The 17,700-nt window shown below is 47.1% G+C and carries 14 protein-coding genes; 7 read left to right on the top strand and 7 right to left on the bottom strand.

The window, feature by feature from the left end:
- Positions 1-152: 152 nt before the first annotated feature.
- On the bottom strand, positions 153-302 hold the full coding sequence (gene pirA / locus QUB24_RS12720) for an arginine synthesis PII-interacting regulator PirA (protein ID WP_172185012.1): 150 nt from the start codon (positions 300-302) through the stop codon (positions 153-155).
- A gap of 315 nt (positions 303-617) precedes the next feature.
- Entirely contained in the window at positions 618-1,787 is a 1,170-nt protein-coding gene (gene bioF, locus QUB24_RS12715; RefSeq protein WP_333153508.1) for an 8-amino-7-oxononanoate synthase, read from the bottom strand.
- 66 nt (positions 1,788-1,853) lie between these two features.
- Between bioF and QUB24_RS12710 the strand changes: the two genes are divergently transcribed.
- Positions 1,854-2,789: an exopolyphosphatase gene (locus tag QUB24_RS12710; RefSeq protein ID WP_333153507.1), complete on the top strand. Its 936-nt coding sequence runs from the start codon at positions 1,854-1,856 to the stop codon at positions 2,787-2,789.
- A 123-nt stretch (positions 2,790-2,912) separates the two neighbouring features.
- On the opposite strand, the gene QUB24_RS12705 is transcribed toward QUB24_RS12710, so the two are convergent.
- Together QUB24_RS12705 and QUB24_RS12700 are read right to left on the bottom strand one after the other, a co-directional pair.
- Positions 2,913-3,146 (bottom strand): hypothetical protein, encoded by a 234-nt coding sequence (locus QUB24_RS12705; protein ID WP_333085107.1) that lies wholly within the window; start codon positions 3,144-3,146, stop codon positions 2,913-2,915.
- Positions 3,147-3,157: 11 nt separating this feature from the next.
- The gene (locus tag QUB24_RS12700; protein ID WP_333153506.1) at positions 3,158-4,279 is read right to left on the bottom strand and encodes a glycosyltransferase family 4 protein; all 1,122 of its coding nucleotides are present in this window, start codon (positions 4,277-4,279) and stop codon (positions 3,158-3,160) included.
- 59 nt (positions 4,280-4,338) lie between these two features.
- Here QUB24_RS12700 and QUB24_RS12695 point away from each other — a divergent pair, with 59 nt between their 5' ends.
- Positions 4,339-4,482, top strand: coding sequence for a hypothetical protein (locus tag QUB24_RS12695; protein ID WP_333153518.1), 144 nt, complete (start codon positions 4,339-4,341; stop codon positions 4,480-4,482).
- A 948-nt stretch (positions 4,483-5,430) separates the two neighbouring features.
- Here QUB24_RS12695 and QUB24_RS12685 read toward each other — a convergent pair.
- The 3 genes from QUB24_RS12685 to QUB24_RS12675 form a co-directional block, all read right to left on the bottom strand.
- Positions 5,431-6,558 (bottom strand): type II secretion system F family protein, encoded by a 1,128-nt coding sequence (locus tag QUB24_RS12685; protein ID WP_333153505.1) that lies wholly within the window; start codon positions 6,556-6,558, stop codon positions 5,431-5,433.
- 94 nt (positions 6,559-6,652) lie between these two features.
- Positions 6,653-7,750: a type IV pilus twitching motility protein PilT gene (locus tag QUB24_RS12680; protein WP_333153504.1), complete on the bottom strand. Its 1,098-nt coding sequence runs from the start codon at positions 7,748-7,750 to the stop codon at positions 6,653-6,655.
- A gap of 92 nt (positions 7,751-7,842) precedes the next feature.
- Positions 7,843-9,849: a GspE/PulE family protein gene (locus QUB24_RS12675; protein WP_333153503.1), complete on the bottom strand. Its 2,007-nt coding sequence runs from the start codon at positions 9,847-9,849 to the stop codon at positions 7,843-7,845.
- 1,298 nt (positions 9,850-11,147) lie between these two features.
- Between QUB24_RS12675 and grpE the strand changes: the two genes are divergently transcribed.
- The 5 genes from grpE (at position 11,148) to rsgA (ending at position 17,505) form a co-directional block, all read left to right on the top strand.
- On the top strand, positions 11,148-11,942 hold the full coding sequence (gene grpE / locus QUB24_RS12670; protein WP_333153502.1) for a nucleotide exchange factor GrpE: 795 nt from the start codon (positions 11,148-11,150) through the stop codon (positions 11,940-11,942).
- Between the two features lie 293 nt (positions 11,943-12,235).
- Positions 12,236-14,413 (top strand): molecular chaperone DnaK, encoded by a 2,178-nt coding sequence (gene dnaK / locus QUB24_RS12665; RefSeq protein WP_333153501.1) that lies wholly within the window; start codon positions 12,236-12,238, stop codon positions 14,411-14,413.
- Positions 14,414-14,545: 132 nt separating this feature from the next.
- Positions 14,546-15,676, top strand: coding sequence for a molecular chaperone DnaJ (dnaJ, locus tag QUB24_RS12660; protein ID WP_333056045.1), 1,131 nt, complete (start codon positions 14,546-14,548; stop codon positions 15,674-15,676).
- Between the two features lie 291 nt (positions 15,677-15,967).
- On the top strand, positions 15,968-16,258 hold the full coding sequence (locus tag QUB24_RS12655; protein WP_333153500.1) for a sulfurtransferase TusA family protein: 291 nt from the start codon (positions 15,968-15,970) through the stop codon (positions 16,256-16,258).
- Positions 16,255-17,505 carry a ribosome small subunit-dependent GTPase A gene (rsgA, locus tag QUB24_RS12650; RefSeq protein WP_333153499.1) on the top strand — a complete coding sequence of 417 codons (1,251 nt, stop codon included), beginning with the start codon at positions 16,255-16,257 and terminating at the stop codon, positions 17,503-17,505. The genes QUB24_RS12655 and rsgA overlap by 4 nt, the downstream gene beginning before the upstream one ends.
- The last annotated feature ends 195 nt before the right edge of the window (positions 17,506-17,700 follow it).

The raw sequence follows: 17,700 nt of genomic DNA, 5'->3' as shown, positions 1-17,700 counted from the left end.
TCAATAAAAAATCCCGGTTTCTTCAAGAAACCGGGATTTTTCCTACCAACTAAGAGAGGAGTCAAAACTTCACAGGTAGCGGTTGCCGGAATTCTGCATTTCTCGCACAACCCTCTAAACCAAACTACGGGCAAATTCTAGTTGCAGCTTCTTTAAAGCTGTCTCATTTCCTCTTCAAGCACCCGAACCAAATCTTGATTGCCACTGGATCTCGCTACTTCTATGCGGTGCATCAGTTGCTTGTGAATGTTAGCGCGGTGGGTTTCTGCTACTTTTTTTACGTTTTGACGATTTGTGTTCATGGTGGACGTTCCTTATATTAAATTTGGTGTACCTGCTACTTCTCTAATATAGCGCTAAATTCCAAAAAGTATCTAAATTTACAAAAAATTTACAGTTGTTGACCGATCGACCAAACTACTGTATAAGATTGGGCATAAGTCAATAGCGATATCTTGACAATCAAAAAAAAAGGCAGAACGCTAGAGCAGCAGAAGGCCGAAAGCTAGAGCAGCAGAAGCCTAGAGCAGCAGAAGGCAGAAAGCAGAAGTAGAAATTATCCCCATCTCACAACCTTGACTCAAAGGGTAAGTTACTTATGACGTACCCAACATTTACTACAAACTCAAAACTTGCTTCAGCGCCTCTACCAACTGCTGAAGGTGTGCGAGCTCGTGAGTTGCCATTAGCGAAATCCGAATTCGACTCACGCTTACAGTCGGAGGCCGAATCGCCGGAGCAAAAATACCCATCTCCTTGAGTTTGCTGCCGACTGTTAAAGCGGAGGCTGCATCTTTTAAGGGAAGAGTGAAAATTGGGGAGAGGGAATTACTAATTGGTAATTGGTAATTGGTAATCGCGCAATATTTGAAAGTTTCGATATTTTGTCGCAACCGAACTCGGCGTTCTGGTTCTTGCTGTACAATCCTGACAGCTTCCAAAGCAGCCGCGGCATCAGCAGGCGTCAATGCTGTAGTATAAATCCAACTCGCAGCTCGATTACGCAGAAAATCAATTAAAGCAGCAGAGCCCGCAACGTAACCACCTAAACTTCCCAAAGCTTTGCTGAGTGTCCCCACTTGAATCAGCGGTGTTCCCGTACACCCGAAATGTTCTGCACAACCGGCACCGCTAGCACCGAAAACTCCCGTAGCATGAGCTTCATCTACTAATACCATGCAGTTAAAGGTTTCGGCCACAGCTAACAACTGTGGTAGCGGACACAAGTCCCCATCCATGCTAAAGACGCTATCGGTAATAATTAAACACTTGCGATACCTTGCGCGATTTTGCTCTAGCTTGGCTTTTAAATCCTCAAGATTGCAGTGACTGTACTCTAGGGCTGTTGCACCGCTGAGTGTGGCTCCGTTTTTCAGGCTCGAATGGTTGTACTTGTCAGATAATATCAAATCGCGCTTGCCGACAACGGATGCGATCGCCCCTAGATTCGCCAAATATCCCGAACTGAATACTAAAGCATCTTCAGTTTGTTTTAAATTAGCAATAGCTTGTTCTAGCTGTCGGTGCAAATCGCGGTGTCCGCTGACCAACCTCGAACCCGTCGCACCCGTACCAAATTCCTTAGTTGCAGCCATAGCAGCTTGAATTAACCTGTCATCGCCGGCAAGTCCCAGATAATCGTTGCTGGCAAAGTTAATCAGGCTGTAGCCTGCTAACTTTACCACAGGCCCAGGGGAACTTTCGATCGATTCTGGCGATCGATACCAATGGGCACGGCGAACTGTGTCCAGGGCCTTCTCTATCCAAGCGTAAGGGTCTGCGTTCATATTGGAAAGCGATCGGGTAATACGTTATATTAGCTGGTGATCAGTTCCTCCCTATCACAGAAGCATATGCCACTCACTAAAAAATACAGATTAGTCACCCGCAGCGATTTTGACGGTCTAGTCTGTGCCGTTTTGCTCAAAGAACTCGATATGATCGACGAGATTAAATTCGTGCATCCTAAAGATATGCAGGATGGGAAAATCGAAATAACAAATAACGATATTAGCACCAATTTACCCTATGTTGAGGGAGTTCATCTAGCTTTCGATCACCATTTCAGCGAAACTCTTAGACACGAGAAAATCAAAATTAACCACATCATCGATCCCTATGCAGCTTCTGCTGCTAGGGTATTGTACAAATATTATGGAGGCCAAGCAAAGTTTCCTGATATTTCTGAGGCGATGATGACGGCAGTTGACAAATCAGATTCCGCTCAATTTTCCCAAGAAGAGGTTCTGCATCCGCAAGAATGGGTGCTGTTAAACTTCATAATGGACGCCCGAACCGGGTTGGGAAGGTTTAAAGAGTTTACCGTTTCCAATTATCAGTTAATGATGCAGTTAATCGATTACTGCAAATATCATACTATCGAGGAAATCTTGCAGCTTCCTGATGTGAAAGAAAGAGTAGACCTCTACTTCGACCAAGAAGAAAAGTTTAAAGAGCAAATACAGCGCTGCGCCCAAGTATATAATAATTTAGTTGTTTTGGATTTGCGTAACGAAGAGGTAATCTATGCAGGGAATCGTTTTGTAATATACGCTTTGTTCCCTGAGTGCAATGTATCGATTCACGTACTTTGGGGACTGAAACAACAAAATACTGTTTTCGCAGTTGGCAAGTCAATCTTTAACAAAACTTCTAAAACTAATATTGGGGAGTTAATGTTAAGATATGGCGGTGGTGGCCACCAGAATGCCGGAACTTGTCAGATTGAGAACGATAAAGCTAGTCAAGTTTTGAAAGAGTTAATTGCCCAGATAGAGCAAAATGATTAAATGGGCTTTATCTTTTTGGCAGTCAGGACTTGAGTCTTTGATTATTTATTTTAATTTTCAGCACTAAAGTCCTTACTACAAACAGGGATTTTTAGGACTGAAGTCCTTACTGCAAACGGGAGTTTAGTCCTCAAGGTTTTGATCTGGCGGGTTCTGGGCATTGAGATTTTCTGAACTGTTGCCTTTGACTCGTGGCAAATGGTCTACCAAACCCATATCAAAAGCGATATCCGGCAACTCATCAGCGTTATATTTTCCTGGCTCAAACAATCGCCCCGGAGTAAAACAAGGCTGTTTCAATCGTACCACCTCCCCCGGTGAGAACATTCCCCTAAACATTTTGCGTTCGAGTCCCATAATTTGTGATCCTAAAACAACTTTCGCATTAATCCTAGCAATTTTTGAGCGGCAGCTTCCCAATTAAATAAATCCGCCGTCTCTTTAGCTTTTTGAGCTACCCGAAAACGCATCGGGTCTTCAACAATTTTTCGTAACTGTTCGCGAACAGACTGAACATTTGGCTCGGCCCAATGAGGAGCATTTCTGATTTTTAGATACTCAGTATCGTAACACTTTCCCACGGGAATTAGATCGTAAGCAATGGGATAGCAGTTATCAGCATTGGCGTACTCAGTCGGGCCGCCGTACATAGTCATAGCAACGGGCAAACCTGCTGCAAAGGCATCCAAAATTTTAATCGCAAAACCCTCGCCGCGAAACGGAGCTAAAAAAGCATCGGCTGACAAGTATAAATCAGCTAGTTCTGCTTTAGTAGAAAATTTAGGGATGATCAGAATTTTTGCCTTTAACTTGCCGAGCTGCTTTTCGATATTGGCGAGATGTCCCACTATAATATCAGGATTTTTACCTCCATCTTTGATTATTAACTCGACGTTAGAATCATCTTTAAACTCTTCCCAAAAAGCTTGAATGGCCAGATCCGTGCCAAATCTATAGAAATCAAAAGAATTGGTCATGTGCAGAATATACTTTACATCTTTTTGGTTTTTTTGCGGCCTGGGAAAATAGATCTGCGAGATTAAAGGATTGAAACCTAGAGGCATTACTGATACATTAGCCGCCGGACATCCAGCTTTTATTAAAACGTTTTTACAATATTGGCTGACGGCTAGTTTGTGGGATGAAGTGTTAACAGCATCGTAAATCCAGTAATCATAATCATCATGATTTTTTGCGAATTCGTAATTGATAGCAAAAAGTTCTAAGTTGAGATGTCCGTTGAGTTCTTTTAAAAAATAAGGTTTCCAGTAATGAGACCATTTGATATGAAATAAATCTGAGGGTGTGGTGTTCATCCACTTCGCTAGCAGGTCGTTTTCTTCTGCTGTGGAATGGCGACTGAGAGGAGAGGCTATTGTTGAAGGTTCGACCGAAATAGGAATTCCCATTTGGTCTAAAGTTTTGGCCAGGGATAGGGTAATGTCGGTGAAGGAGTTAAAGTGTTGAAAGGCAACGTTAAAGTGAACCATATTTATTGGTTATTAGTCAGGGTAATCGCATCTAAGTTGGTATAAATTGTACTTGACAAATGACAGAAAATGCAGGCTCCAGAGGTAGGGCTGCGGTGGAGACGGGATGGGCGACCAACAAGCAGTTAAACGGGGAATGGACTCCCGGCAGGTATCCCTCACTCAGGCAGATGGAAAAAGGCTGCCGTCAAATCTACCGCTAACGGAACATTGTTGAACGTGCTATCAACCGACTCAAGCAATGGAGTCGGATCGCTATTCGATATGAGAAGCAGCCTGCCAATTATACAGCCACGATCGCGATCGCCTGCATTCTGTTGTGGTTATAGTTTGAAAACACGCCCTAGGCAAGAGTACGTGATGGAGATAAATCAACTAGGTGGAACCCCAGCGATCGTGCTTAGCTGGCTATCAGCATCACACTCAATTTTCATTCCTTAATTTACGAGCTGTGCTTGAATGATGCTGTAAAATGTTTAAAAAATTTCCCTCACCATTATACCTTAATTAATATGCGATCACCTGTAATATCTCTGAGTATTTTTTTATTATTTATATTCTGGGAGCGTTCAAATAAGCCAAATTTTCTGAAAAACTGGCATTTAAGATATTTACCGAAGGCAATGAATCGGTTGCTTTTGGTTGGTAATTTAAAGTTTGAGTAAAACCTTTTGCCATTGATAAGCTGTTGTGGATTTAATTTGTATGTTGAGGGCGGGCTTTCGGGCCCAACCCCTACTCCCCACAAGAGGAAAAATTTATTTTACTATGCAATTTAAATGCGGATTAGCTTAGCACCCATAAAATACAATGGCTACATTGAAATTTATTCGGATTTAACTGTAGCATATTTGGGGTTCAAATTAAGATGCGTTTACCCTGGAGCGTAAAGCCAGGATTAGGCAGCAGTTAAATCTGTCTGCCTATCCTACTTGACTTTTGTGACATTTTCGTAACTTGTCACCAATGGGAAGACCCTGGTAATGAAGATTTGGAGGCTCTGCCTCCAAATTGTTTTCTCCTTTTAATCGAGGCTATGCCTCCTCCAAAATTCGCCCCTGGCAGAGCCTGGGAACGATTGAAATAGTCATTGGTTATGCGTTAATTGCTACTAACTAATAACTAATAACTAATAACTAATTAGCTTTTTTTTACAGCTTCTGGAACACTGCGAACATTGGCAGATACATCGACAGCAAAATCGAACCTACGATACCACCGACGACCACAATCATCAGAGGTTCTAGCATACTGGTAAGTCCTTTTACTGCTTCTTCCACTTCCGTTTCGTAGAAAGCGCCAACTTTCATCAGCATCTTGTCAAGTTCCCCTGTTTCCTCGCCAATTGCCATCATTTGAATGGCCAAAGACGGAAAAACAGCTTGTTCTTGCAAAGCAATACTGATCATGCCGCCGCTTTGAATTTCCTGTCTCGCATATTCGATCGCATTAGATATCGCCTGATTCCCCGCCACATCTCGCACAATTTCCAAAGAATTGAGAATCGGCACCCCCGATCGCGTCAGCGACCCAAATATCACGCAAAACCGAGCCACAGCAGATTTTTCGATCAAATCTCCAAAAATCGGCAACTTCATCGCAATCCTATCAATTTGTAGGCGACCTATGGGAGTTTTGTAGTACATATCGAAGGCAATTTTTAGCGCTATAATTACCCCAATAACGGTCACCTGTTGAATCGGAGGCCAAGCCGTACAAAATGCACTAATTGCCAACATCATCACCGTAAAAGCGGGCAAATCTGCACCAATATCCTTAAAGATTTTAGCGAAAGTTGGTAGCAAGAATATGGTCATTGCGAAAAAAATCACGATCGCGATGGAAAGCACCGTCTTCGGATAAGACATAGCCGAATTAATTTCGGATTCCGTCTTGTGATTTTTTTCCATCATCACCGCCAGACGGTCTAGGGTTTCATCTAGCACCCCCCCGACTTCTCCTGCCGCCACCATACTGATAAACAGTTGGTCAAAAACATCAGGAAACTTAGCCATCGCCTCTGCCAAGTTTATCCCCTCCTGCACGTCAGCATTCATGCTTCTGAGCGCTCGCTTCAGCTTAGCATTAGAACACTGCTCGTGCAGCACAGAAAGGCATCTCACGATCGCCACCCCTGCATTAAACATAGCCGCAAACTGACGAGCAAAAATAGCCATATCCTTAACAGTAAGACTGGTAAGGTTATATTCAATTTGCTCCTGAATCTTACTGAAATCAAAGCCACCTTTCGGTTTTTGGCGGATAACGTTGGTAGCCACAGCTCACCTCTGAAAATTTATTAAAAGTTATGACTCATCAGTCATCAGTCATTAATTCAGCCTGCGAACTCCTGACTAATGACTGCTGACGGAATTAATGAGCTTTTACCGGGGCGCTACCAACAGGTGCCGGGCCGATCAAGCGTTCGAGTTCGTCAGCCTTAGAAGCCTTGGCCATTGCCGATTCCCAAGTGACTTTACCGCTCTTGTAAAGTTCAGCGAGGGCCATTTCCATCGTCCTCATACCCAATTTTGCCCCCATTTGGATTTGGGAGTAAATCATGGGAGTTTTGCCCTCCCGGATCAAGTTAGCCATAGCTGGAGTATTTACCATGATTTCCATAGCGCAGCAGCGGCCGCCCCCAACTTTTATTACCAAATTTTGGCTGCAAATTCCCACCAAAGAGTTAGACACCTGGGCGCGAACTTGGGGTTGTTGAATTGGCGGGAACACGTCCAAAATCCGATCGATCGTTGCAGCCGCCGAATTAGTGTGTAGCGTTCCCATCACCATGTGACCCGTTTCTGCAGCCGAAATTGCCAGACCGATCGTTTCCAAGTCCCGCATTTCCCCCACGAGAATTACATCAGGATCTTCGCGCAAAGCAGCTTTCAGCGCATTAGCAAAGCTCTTAGTATCTTCGCCCTTTTGGCGCTGGTGAAACAAACTCTTGACATTGGGAAACACGTATTCGATCGGATCTTCAACTGTTAGAATGTGTTCCGCCCGCGTCCGGTTGACCAGATCCAACAAAGCCGCCATCGTAGTAGTTTTCCCGGAACCCGTTTGTCCCGTCACCAACAGCATACCCCTGGGTCTTTCCGTCAGATCCCGCAAAATCTGCGGCACGCCTAAAGCATCCGCGTTAGGAATCTTAGAAGCCAGAGCCCGCATACAAGCAGCCCAAGCACCCCGCTCGCGGTAGACATTGACGCGAAACCGAGCCAATCCCCGAACGCCGTAAGCGCAGTCGAGTTCCCACTCCATTTCCAACTGCTTGCGCTGCATATTGTTGAGCATTTGGAAAATTAGGATCTGCACTTCCTCAGCAGACAGAATGTCGCCGTATTGAGTCTGAGGAGTTAGTTTACCGCTGACTCGGAAGAATATAGGCGCGCCCGCTTGGATGTGTATGTCCGAACCCCCTTGCTCTACCAGGGACTCCAGTACGTCTTCAATCATCAGACCCATAGATACCTCTCCTCGATCAAATTGATAGTTATTGACCAATCTAGCTCAGTTAACAGTCAACAGTTAATAGTCAACAGTTAACTGCTGCTGAATCAATCCAAAAAGCGTGGCGTCAAGCAGTACGGACAATCCAGCATCTCCGGCTTCAATTCCGCCTGACAAGTTTTGCAGGTAAGTCCCTGCTTGCGTTTGGCTTTCATTTCCGCCTCCAGGCCAGAGTCTGTAAACGTCACCCGCTCGACTTCTTCAAAAGTAGTCGCGCCTTCCCGCACCAACTGCAAGCTGTAAGCAAGCAGCGTTTTCATCCCTTCTTCTACTGCTGCTTCCTTAATTTGCTCTGTGGGAGCTCCTTGAGTGATCAGAGTTTGAAGCCGCTCAGTATTTTTCAGGAACTCGTAAACCCCTACCCGTCCTTTGTAGCCTAGGCCGCCGCACTTCCGACAAAGTTGCTCGCGTTCTGCCAGTTCCTTCCTTTCCTCCACCGGTATGGTGTTGGCTTTGTAAATAGTCAGATCAATTTCTTGAGAAGCCGACAAACCGTACTTGCCGAGTTCTGCTGCAGTAGGCTGGTAAGGAATGCAGCATTTGTCGCAAACGCGCCGCATCAGACGCTGAGCCAACACGCCCAACAGAGCGGCCGAAACCATGAAGGGTTCTACGCCCATTTCTGCCAAACGCGCCACTGCCCCTGCCGCGTCGTTCGTGTGCAGCGTCGTCAGCACCAAGTGTCCCGTCAAAGCAGCTTCCAGAGCCGTTTTTGCCGTTTCCTTGTCCCGCGTTTCCCCCACCAGCATCACGTCAGGGTCTTGCCGCAAAAATGCCCGCAGAATGTTGGAAAAAGTCAAGTCTTTTTCCCGAATTACTTGACATTGGGTAATTCCTGGCAAAGCATATTCGATCGGGTCTTCCGCCGTACTGATATTAACCCCCGGATCGTTCCGTTCCGCCAGAATCGAATACAGAGTAGTTGACTTGCCCGAACCCGTCGGCCCCGTCACCAAAATCAGTCCGAACGGACGGCTAGCACTCTCTCGCACTAAAGCCAGAGTTTCTTCGTCGGAGATTAACAAACCCAAACCCAACTGAGTGCTGGAACTGTCCAAAATCCGCAGCACGATTTTTTCGCCGTACCGGGAAGGCAAGCTGTTCACCCGGAAATCCACCGTGCGTCCCTCAAACACCCGGCGGATGCGGCCGTCTTGAGCTTGTCGGCGTTCGGCAATATCCAGGTTGGCAATAATCTTGAAACGAGCGGTAATCGATGCGACTACCTGCTTGGGAAACCGGAAATACTCTTGCAGCACCCCGTCTTTCCGCATCCGAATCCGCATGAACTCTTCTTGAGGTTCTACGTGGATGTCAGACACCTTTTCCGACAAAGCTTTAGCCAAAATGATATTGACGGCCTTAATTACGGGGGCCGCCTCAGCATCGTCCAAGGTGTTAGCGAGGTCTTCTTGGTCGCTACTCTCCTCTTCTAGGGAGAGCTCGCCAAAATCTCCCTCCCCTAAATCCATCTTTCTCTGCTTTTCGATTTCAGCTTTTTTAGCTTCCCTCTTAACTTGTTCGTCTTGATAAGCAGAGGTAATGTCCTGGTAGTCATCCGGCGTAATCACTCGCCGCTGCAAAGCCAAGCCGTGAGGCTGTAAAATCCGCCGCAAATCTTCTATGGCGTTGAGGTTGTCGGGATCTACCATTGCCACTAAAACCGCCGCCGGCTCAGTTTCAGTCTTCGCTACGGGTAAAAACCGACCTTGGTGACAAATGTCGATCGAAATCTTCAACGCATCGAGCATAACTCCGAGTTGCTCGTTAGACATTTCGCTCATCTCCGGGTCAAATGCTTCAACGCCGTAGACTATCTTCCGTTCAAACATCTGCTGCTTCTTGTAAAGTCGCAGCAATTCTGGAGGCAACGGCTGCCCCGTAAGTGCTTCTAATACCTCCGTCAACCGCTTGCCGGAGTTCCGGCTATCAACTAGAGCTTGCTTCACTTGCTCGCCGTTGACGTAACCCGACTGAATCATCTTGGTGATAGCCGGAGTAAATTGGCTCACAGAAACTATGGATGTGGAGCGCAGCGGGGATGTGCTAGTCATAAAAAACACTCAATAGGTGGGAAACTCAGTCACAAAAAGTGCTGAGAGGAAAACCAACGCGGGGTTTTAACCCCCGTATTCTTTGCTTATGGATCAGCTATCATTTTCTTGCTCAATCCCTATCTCTCAAGTTTAAGCTCGCAGTCCCCTCTAAGCTTCGTCCACAAATTGACGAGACCTTGGAGGGATTTGCCGATGCTTGCAATCAAATCTTGTTCGTTGAGTGCTAAGTTGCTTACTTACCTGATTAACTTGCGGGATACTCTCGTTATAGCGTCAGGGCACATCACTTGGGGGTTCCCCGTACCGGGAGAGAAAAGCGGGGCGGGGTGTGTCCCCTTCCCAGGCTAATTCTATTTTCCCAAATTGTTTGCTCAAATTACAGCGCCCGTGGTGGCGCGGTTAGCTGTACTAAATTAAAGATGAGCTATGTTCTGTGATGATAGCTTTTACGAAAGCCTCGATCGCCCTTTTGAAATATATTTTGATTAATTATCTGAGATCGGTCACTGCCCGATCGTCGGCTGCATGAGTCCCCAGCGCTAATTTTGATCGACTCTAGTTTTGGATCAGTAAATATTACTTTGATTCTACCCTAGTGTCCGAACCTTTGTGACCTAAGCTTGACGGTTCAGAAATGTTGGAAATAGGCAAATTAGATATCAATCTAATCTACAGATGATCGCGTCAGCGAAAGCAACTAATCTCTCTCATTTGGTTGGCAGAAATTTGAGACTTCAAGGGACTTCGGCGCTATCGAATTAGAAAAACCACAGCCCCAATTCGCATCAAGATTAACAACCTAATATCAGATTTACAAAAGCACACCGCTACCTACTTAGTCAGTCAATACAAATTCCTCTTTATCCCGAATTGGGAAACTCAGCAAATGGTAAAAAATGCCAGCGTCAGCTTGCGACTAAAATAGCATGATCGATGATAAGTTTAAGTCACTATCGTTTGAAGCCAACATTTAAAGATCTGGCCTCCCAAGTGGGAAATATTGTAGTAGACTTAACAGCAAAATCTACTTATAAAAATTGTTGTAAATGCGATCGCGTTAATTAAAAATGAGGAACCAACAAACGTTGGGTTTGCCCCATTAATGCCATAATAATATTATACCTAAATATTTAAACGGGGCTTTGAATATTTTATGGAAAGCTTTGAGCAATGTCTCCAGATCGGGCGAGACTTCCTCTTTTCACATTGTGCCATACACAGTGAATTCGAGTCCTCTAGATTTACCGGGTTAACTGTATCTGCTAGAATTGATAGGGTTCTGTCGCGCAGCTTTTATGATTGACGAGGAAAAACAGCAAGATCAAGATCCTAACTCAACAGGGGAAACCACCCCAGAGGGTTCGCCAATGGCAAGCGAAAATCCGGCGGCATCAGGAAACTCGAACGAATCGGCCGATTGGGAGCTCGAACTTGCTCGAGCTTATCAAAGTGCTCAGGGCGATCGCACCCCAGCAAACGCATCGGGGCCTACCGTCACCGGCAGTTCAACCAACAGTCCGACTGCAGACGCGGCGGAGCCTTGGAAGAAGGAACTGGCCCAGGCCAACGATGAAAAAGAGGCTTTAAAAACTCAGTTGCAAGCCACATCGGCTCAACTAGAAGAACTGAAAAATCAAAATCTCCGCCTAGCAGCAGATTTTGAGAACTTCCGCAGGCGTACCCAAAAGGAAAAAGAAGAGCTAGATTTACAGGCAAGGTGTCTCACGATTAAACCCCTGTTGCCGGTAATTGACAATTTCGAGCGCGCTCGATCGCACATCAAGCCGCAAACCGATGGCGAAATGAACATTCACAAAAGCTACCAAAGCGTTTACAAGCAAATGGTAGACGGCCTCAAGCAAATCGGGGTTTCTCCGATGCGCCCCGAAGGTGAACAGTTTGACCCCAACCTCCACGAAGCTCTGCTGAGCGAGCCAACTGACGAACACGAGGAAGGAACAATTATCCAAGAACTAGAACGCGGCTACATTCTGGGCGATCGCGTCTTGCGGCACGCCAAAGTGAAAGTTGCAGCGGCTGGGCTATCTGTGGTAGCCTCAGATGAAAATCCCGATAGTTCGGAAGGTTAATCGGGATACAAGCTACTGCATTCCTCAAAGTCACTGACCCCCGAATAGAGTTCGGGGGTTCCAAGGTGGCAGACTCACCAACTTCTGAATTAAAGATGACTAAAAGCAGGTCAGCGCTTGATCCAAAAATTCTGAAAAATGTTTTTACCCGTCTTTGATATTGCTTTAGGACATCAAGTTTATTTCCTACAAATCTGGTCTGGTAATGCTTGTTTGAACAAGCTGAGTCGTTTTTCCTCCCCCAACCTGTAGTTGGAGGTTTCCAAACATCCCACAAAGTTTTATGAGGCGCTATGGGAAAAATTATTGGAATTGACTTAGGCACAACTAACAGTTGCGTAGCTGTGTTAGAGGGCGGTAAACCCGTCGTGATCGCCAATTCCGAGGGCGGGCGCACAACTCCGAGTATAGTAGGATTCGGCAAGGCGGGCGATCGCTTAGTAGGTCAACTAGCCAAGCGGCAAGCTGTAACTAATGCTGTAAATACTGTCTACAGTATCAAACGATTTATCGGACGGCGGTGGGACGACACGGAAGAAGAACGAGCGCGGACTCCCTATACCTGCATAAAAGGCAAAGACGATACCGTTAACGTCCAAATTCGGAACAAGGTTCACACTCCCCAAGAAATCTCGGCAATGGTACTCCAAAAGCTCAAGCAAGATGCTGAAGCTTATTTGGGACAAACTGTTACCCAAGCCGTGATTACAGTGCCAGCCTACTTCACAGATGCCCAACGGCAAGCTACTAAAGACGCCGGTACGATCGCGGGGCTAGAAGTCCTGCGGATCGTCAACGAACCGACAGCGGCAGCCCTTTCCTACGGGCTGGACAAGCAAAATATAGAACAGAAAATCTTGGTCTTTGACCTGGGCGGCGGTACTTTCGACGTTTCTATCCTGCAACTGGGAGACGGAATTTTTGAAGTCAACGCTACCTCCGGTAACAACCATCTCGGAGGAGATGACTTTGACGACTGCATAGTCCAGTGGCTCGTAGAAGGTTTTCGGACTCAAGAAGGCAGTGACCTCTCACAAGACAAAATGGCCTTGCAGCGCCTCCGAGAAGCTGCCGAAAAAGCCAAAATCGAACTCTCCAACCGCGAATCCACCTCAATCAATCTGCCCTTCATCTCCTCTGACGAAAAAGGGCCGAAGCATTTGGAAATGGAACTCTCCAAAGCTCAGTTTGAAAAACTGGTGGCTCATTTGGTGCAAGCGACGATCGATCCGGTGACTCAAGCCCTCAAAGACGCAAGTTTGACCCCCAAAGACATAGACAGAATTATTTTAGTGGGAGGCTCAACCCGGATTCCGGCAGTTCAAAAGGCAATTAGCAAGTATTTTGGGGGCGTTTCTCCCGATAAATCCGTCAATCCCGACGAAGCTGTAGCCGTAGGCGCGGCAATTCAAGCCGGGGTGTTGGGTGGTGAAGTCAAAGACTTGCTGCTGCTCGATGTGACGCCGCTATCCCTGGGACTCGAAACCTTGGGCGGGGTGTTCACCAAAGTAATAGAGCGCAATACAACTATTCCCACCAGCCGATCGCAAATGTACAGCACGGCGGCAGACGGGCAAACCTCGGTAGAAATTCACGTACTCCAAGGCGAGCGGGCATTGGTTAAAGACAATAAAAGTCTCGGCAAATTCCTGCTCAAAGGCATTCCCCCAGCTCCCCGTGGCGTACCTCAAATTGAAGTTACCTTTGAAATCGATGCCAACGGGATTCTCAAAGTGGCTGCTGAAGACAAGGGAACCGGAAAAGAACAAAGCATCCAAATTTCCAATACAGGGGGATTGAGCGAAACCGAAGTCGAGCGGATGCGACAAGAAGCCGAACTTTACGCCGACGAAGACATCAAGCGCGCTCTACTCGTCGAACTCAAAAATCAAGCTGACTCCCTCGTCTATAATTGTGGTGTAACTTTAAAAACCAACGCGCAACTGCTGAGCGACGACCTCAAGGCCGAAGCGGAAACAGCCGCAGCAGCCTTGCGGGCAGCGATGACGAACCCCGACATTACAATCGAGGAACTCACCCCCGCAATCGAATCTTTCAAGCAACTGCTATACTCGCTGGGGACAGCAGTCTACGACCAAGCCCGCAGCGGGGTAGCCCCGTCAGGAGCTGTTGTGGAAAGCGAGATGATGTCAGAAGTAGAATCATCAGAACCCGAAGAGGTTAAAGCGGACGACGACAGCATTTTGCTGAAAGAAGAGCTGCTGGTGGCGCCGGAACCAAAGCCGGAACCAAAGCCGGAACCAAAGCCGGAACCAAAGCTGGAATCAAAGCCGGAATCAAAGCCGGAGCGACAGTCAAAACGACAGTCAAATCCACAGCCAAGTCCACAGTCAAATCCACAGTCAAATCCACAGTCAAATCCACAGTCAAATCCACAGTCAAATCCACAGTCAAAACAAAAACAGAAGGTTCCCGAACCAGAAGTTGATGATATGAATCCTTTCCTTTAAAACAGAAAAGCTAAAAATTAAAAGTTAAAAATTAACAATGAGATTTTTTGATTTTTAATCTGTAATTTCAGGAAAGGTCGCCCGTTTCTTTTTCGTACACTTTTTGTTATTTACCTCCAGGCAAGCAGCTCTATGGCCGGTGATTACTATGAAATATTAGGCGTTTCTCGTAGCGCAGACAAAGAAGAAATTAAGCGTGCTTACCGCCGCCTAGCTCGCAAGTACCATCCAGATGTCAACAAAGAATCCGGTGCCGAGGAGCGGTTTAAAGAAATTAACCGCGCCTACGAGGTACTCTCAGAACCAGAAACCCGGGCTCGTTTCGACCGTTTCGGGGAAGCAGGCGTCAGCGGTGCAGGTGCACCTGGGTTCCAAGACTTTGGTGACAGCTTTGCCGATATTTTTGAAAGCTTCTTTCAGGGCTTTCAGGGAGGCGTCGGTGGGCCACAACAGCAAGGTCGCAGGCGCAGCGGGCCGGTGCGCGGAGACGATTTGCGCCTCGATTTGCGGCTGGATTTTCGAGAAGCAGTGTTTGGTGGGGAAAAAGAACTCCGCATCAAGCATTTAGAAACCTGCGAAACTTGCACCGGGACTGGCGCGAAACCGGGAACCCGACCCCAAACTTGCTCGACTTGTACCGGCAGTGGTCAAGTCCGACGCGCTACCCGCACTCCTTTCGGCAGCTTTACTCAAGTTTCAGTTTGCCCCACTTGCAACGGCACCGGGCAAGTGATTGAGGATAAGTGCGAAACTTGCGGCGGCCGCGGCCAGAAAGAAGTGATGAAAAAGCTGAAAATCACAATTCCGGCTGGGGTTGACAACGGTACTCGCTTGCGGGTTTCCAATGAAGGGGATGCCGGCAAACTGGGCGGGCCACCCGGAGATCTTTACGTGTTCTTGGCGGTGAATGAAGACCCGCTATTTAAGCGCGACGGCACTAACGTTAGCTCGGAAGTTAAAATTAGTTATTTGCAAGCAATTTTGGGATGCCGGTTGGAAGTCGAAACTGTAGACGGGCCGACGGAATTGTTGATTCCTAGCGGAACTCAGGCGAATACTGTTCTGACTCTGGAGAAAAAAGGGGTGCCTCGGTTGGGAAATCCAGTCAGTCGCGGCGATCATTTGATTACGGTGTCTATTGACATTCCGACTAAGGTGACGGCTGAGGAACGGGAATTGCTGATGCAGCTTGCTAAGCTGAAGGGCGATCGTACCGGTAAAGGCGGCTTGGAAGGGTTTCTGGGTAATTTGTTTCAGAAATAAGCAATTTTTGACACCCATGGGTGTCAAATTTTCCTGTTTCAGGATTCCCCGGCCATTTGTTTTAGTACCTGTCAAAAAATTGTGTGCAATTGCTCACAAAAATCTCAGGTGGGACGCTTCCTGGGCATTGCGTTTCCGCAGCGCTCAAAAAAGTGAGCGCAATTGCGCTCACTTTTTTCAGAAAGAATAATAGTCTGTGTCCAATTGGACACAAAATTTTAGATTCTACAGTTTCCACGCAACTTGTTTAAAAAACTAAGGCTTTCAGGATTTGAGATTGCAAAAAGCATTATGAATTCAACATCGAAAATTGAAAATCCCAAATCCCCAGATGCCAAAATCGATCTGCGTGGTACTCCGTGTCCTCTGAATTTTGTCCGCACTAAACTGCGCTTGGAGCAAATGGCACCGGGTGCTGTTTTGGAGGTGTGGCTGGACGCTGGGGAGCCGATCGAACAAGTACCCGATAGTCTCAAAATGGAAGGCTACCAGATTCTCGAAACGGAATTTGTCGCGGATGAGCCGGAGTCGGGCTTTTTTGCAATGAAAGTGCAGCGCCCAGAAGACCAGGAAGCAGGATGAGCGTGAATTCACCCTCGATCGTGGGTACTGTAATTGCTGTTCAGGCTAACTTCTACCAAGTGAGGTTAGATCCCGAAGTCTCCATTGACGGGGAAAAGGCTCCCCTCGCTGATTCTCCGACTCTCCTGTGCACTCGTCGCACTCGACTGAAAAAAATTGGCCAACAGGTGATGGTGGGCGATCGCGTGGTGGTAGACGAACCGGACTGGACTGACCGCCGGGGAGCAATTTCTGAAGTATTCCCCCGCCAAACAGAACTCAACCGCCCACCTGTAGCTAATGCCGATCGCATTCTCCTTGTTTTTGCCCTTGCTGAACCAGACTTAGATCCCGCATCATTAACTCGGTTTTTAGTCAAGGCAGAATCAACAGGTTTAGAGGTGAGTTTGTGCCTGAACAAATGCGATTTGGTCACGCCCGATGAGTTGGAACAGTGGCGCGATCGGCTTTCAGGCTGGGGCTACGAACCAATGTTTATTAGCGTCCGCAGCGGTTTAGGAGTTCAGGAAGCCCCCGCTAATGACAAAAATGAAGTTTCTGCATCGGAACCAGCTTTCCATGACTTAGTGGAGAAAATAGAACCATCTATGCTGAGTTCTGAGGATAACCCCCAATTGCCAAATTCGGTCAATCCGTTACATCCGTTAAAGCCCGTACATAGCCCGTTGCCGAACTTCCTTCTGAGCCATTTGCAAGGAAAAATAACGGTAATTTGTGGCCCTTCTGGGGTTGGCAAGTCCAGCTTAATCAACCAACTGATCCCGGCCCTGAATCTGCGAGTGAACGCTGTTTCCGGCAAACTCGGCCGCGGGCGCCATACGACTCGCCACGTCGAACTATTTGAACTCCCCGGCGGCGGACTTTTGGCCGATACTCCGGGCTTTAATCAGCCGGCTCTCGAATGCGACCCCTCAGAGTTAGCAGAATATTTCCCAGAAGCGCGCCAGAGGCTGGCTGTGGGTAGCTGCCAGTTTAGCGACTGTTCGCACCGAGACGAGCCTAACTGTGTGGTGCGGGGAGGTTGGGAGCGCTATGAGTATTACTTGCAGTTTCTCGAAGAGGCGATCGTCCGCCAACAAGCTCTGCAAAACTCCAGCAGCGCCGAGGCAAGTTTGAAGCAGCAAACCAAGTCGGATGGTACGCAGCATTACGAACCGAAGCTGCAAACTAAAAAATATCGTCGCTCTTCCCGCCGCGTTCAACACCAGTCACTCCAAGATATGTGTCAAGACTTAGAGGAATTGTGAGGAAGTCGCCGCCCATCGCCCGTAGGCACTAGACAACAGTACCAAGACTTACCCAGAAACCGGGTTTCCTCGATAAAAATACTTCGTTGCACCCCGATGCCCCCTTCGCAAAACCGTCTTTCTTTAGTGGCGAGTGCGTAAGTCCTGAGTACATTAATAGCTAAAATTAAATGGCCTTAGATTTGTTAAAAAAAG

This window comes from Microcoleus sp. B9-D4, from assembly GCF_036705105.1.
GTDB lineage: Bacteria > Cyanobacteriota > Cyanobacteriia > Cyanobacteriales > Microcoleaceae > Microcoleus.
Note: the sequence above shows the minus strand (reverse complement) of the source record. Positions and strands in the feature narration are given on the sequence as shown.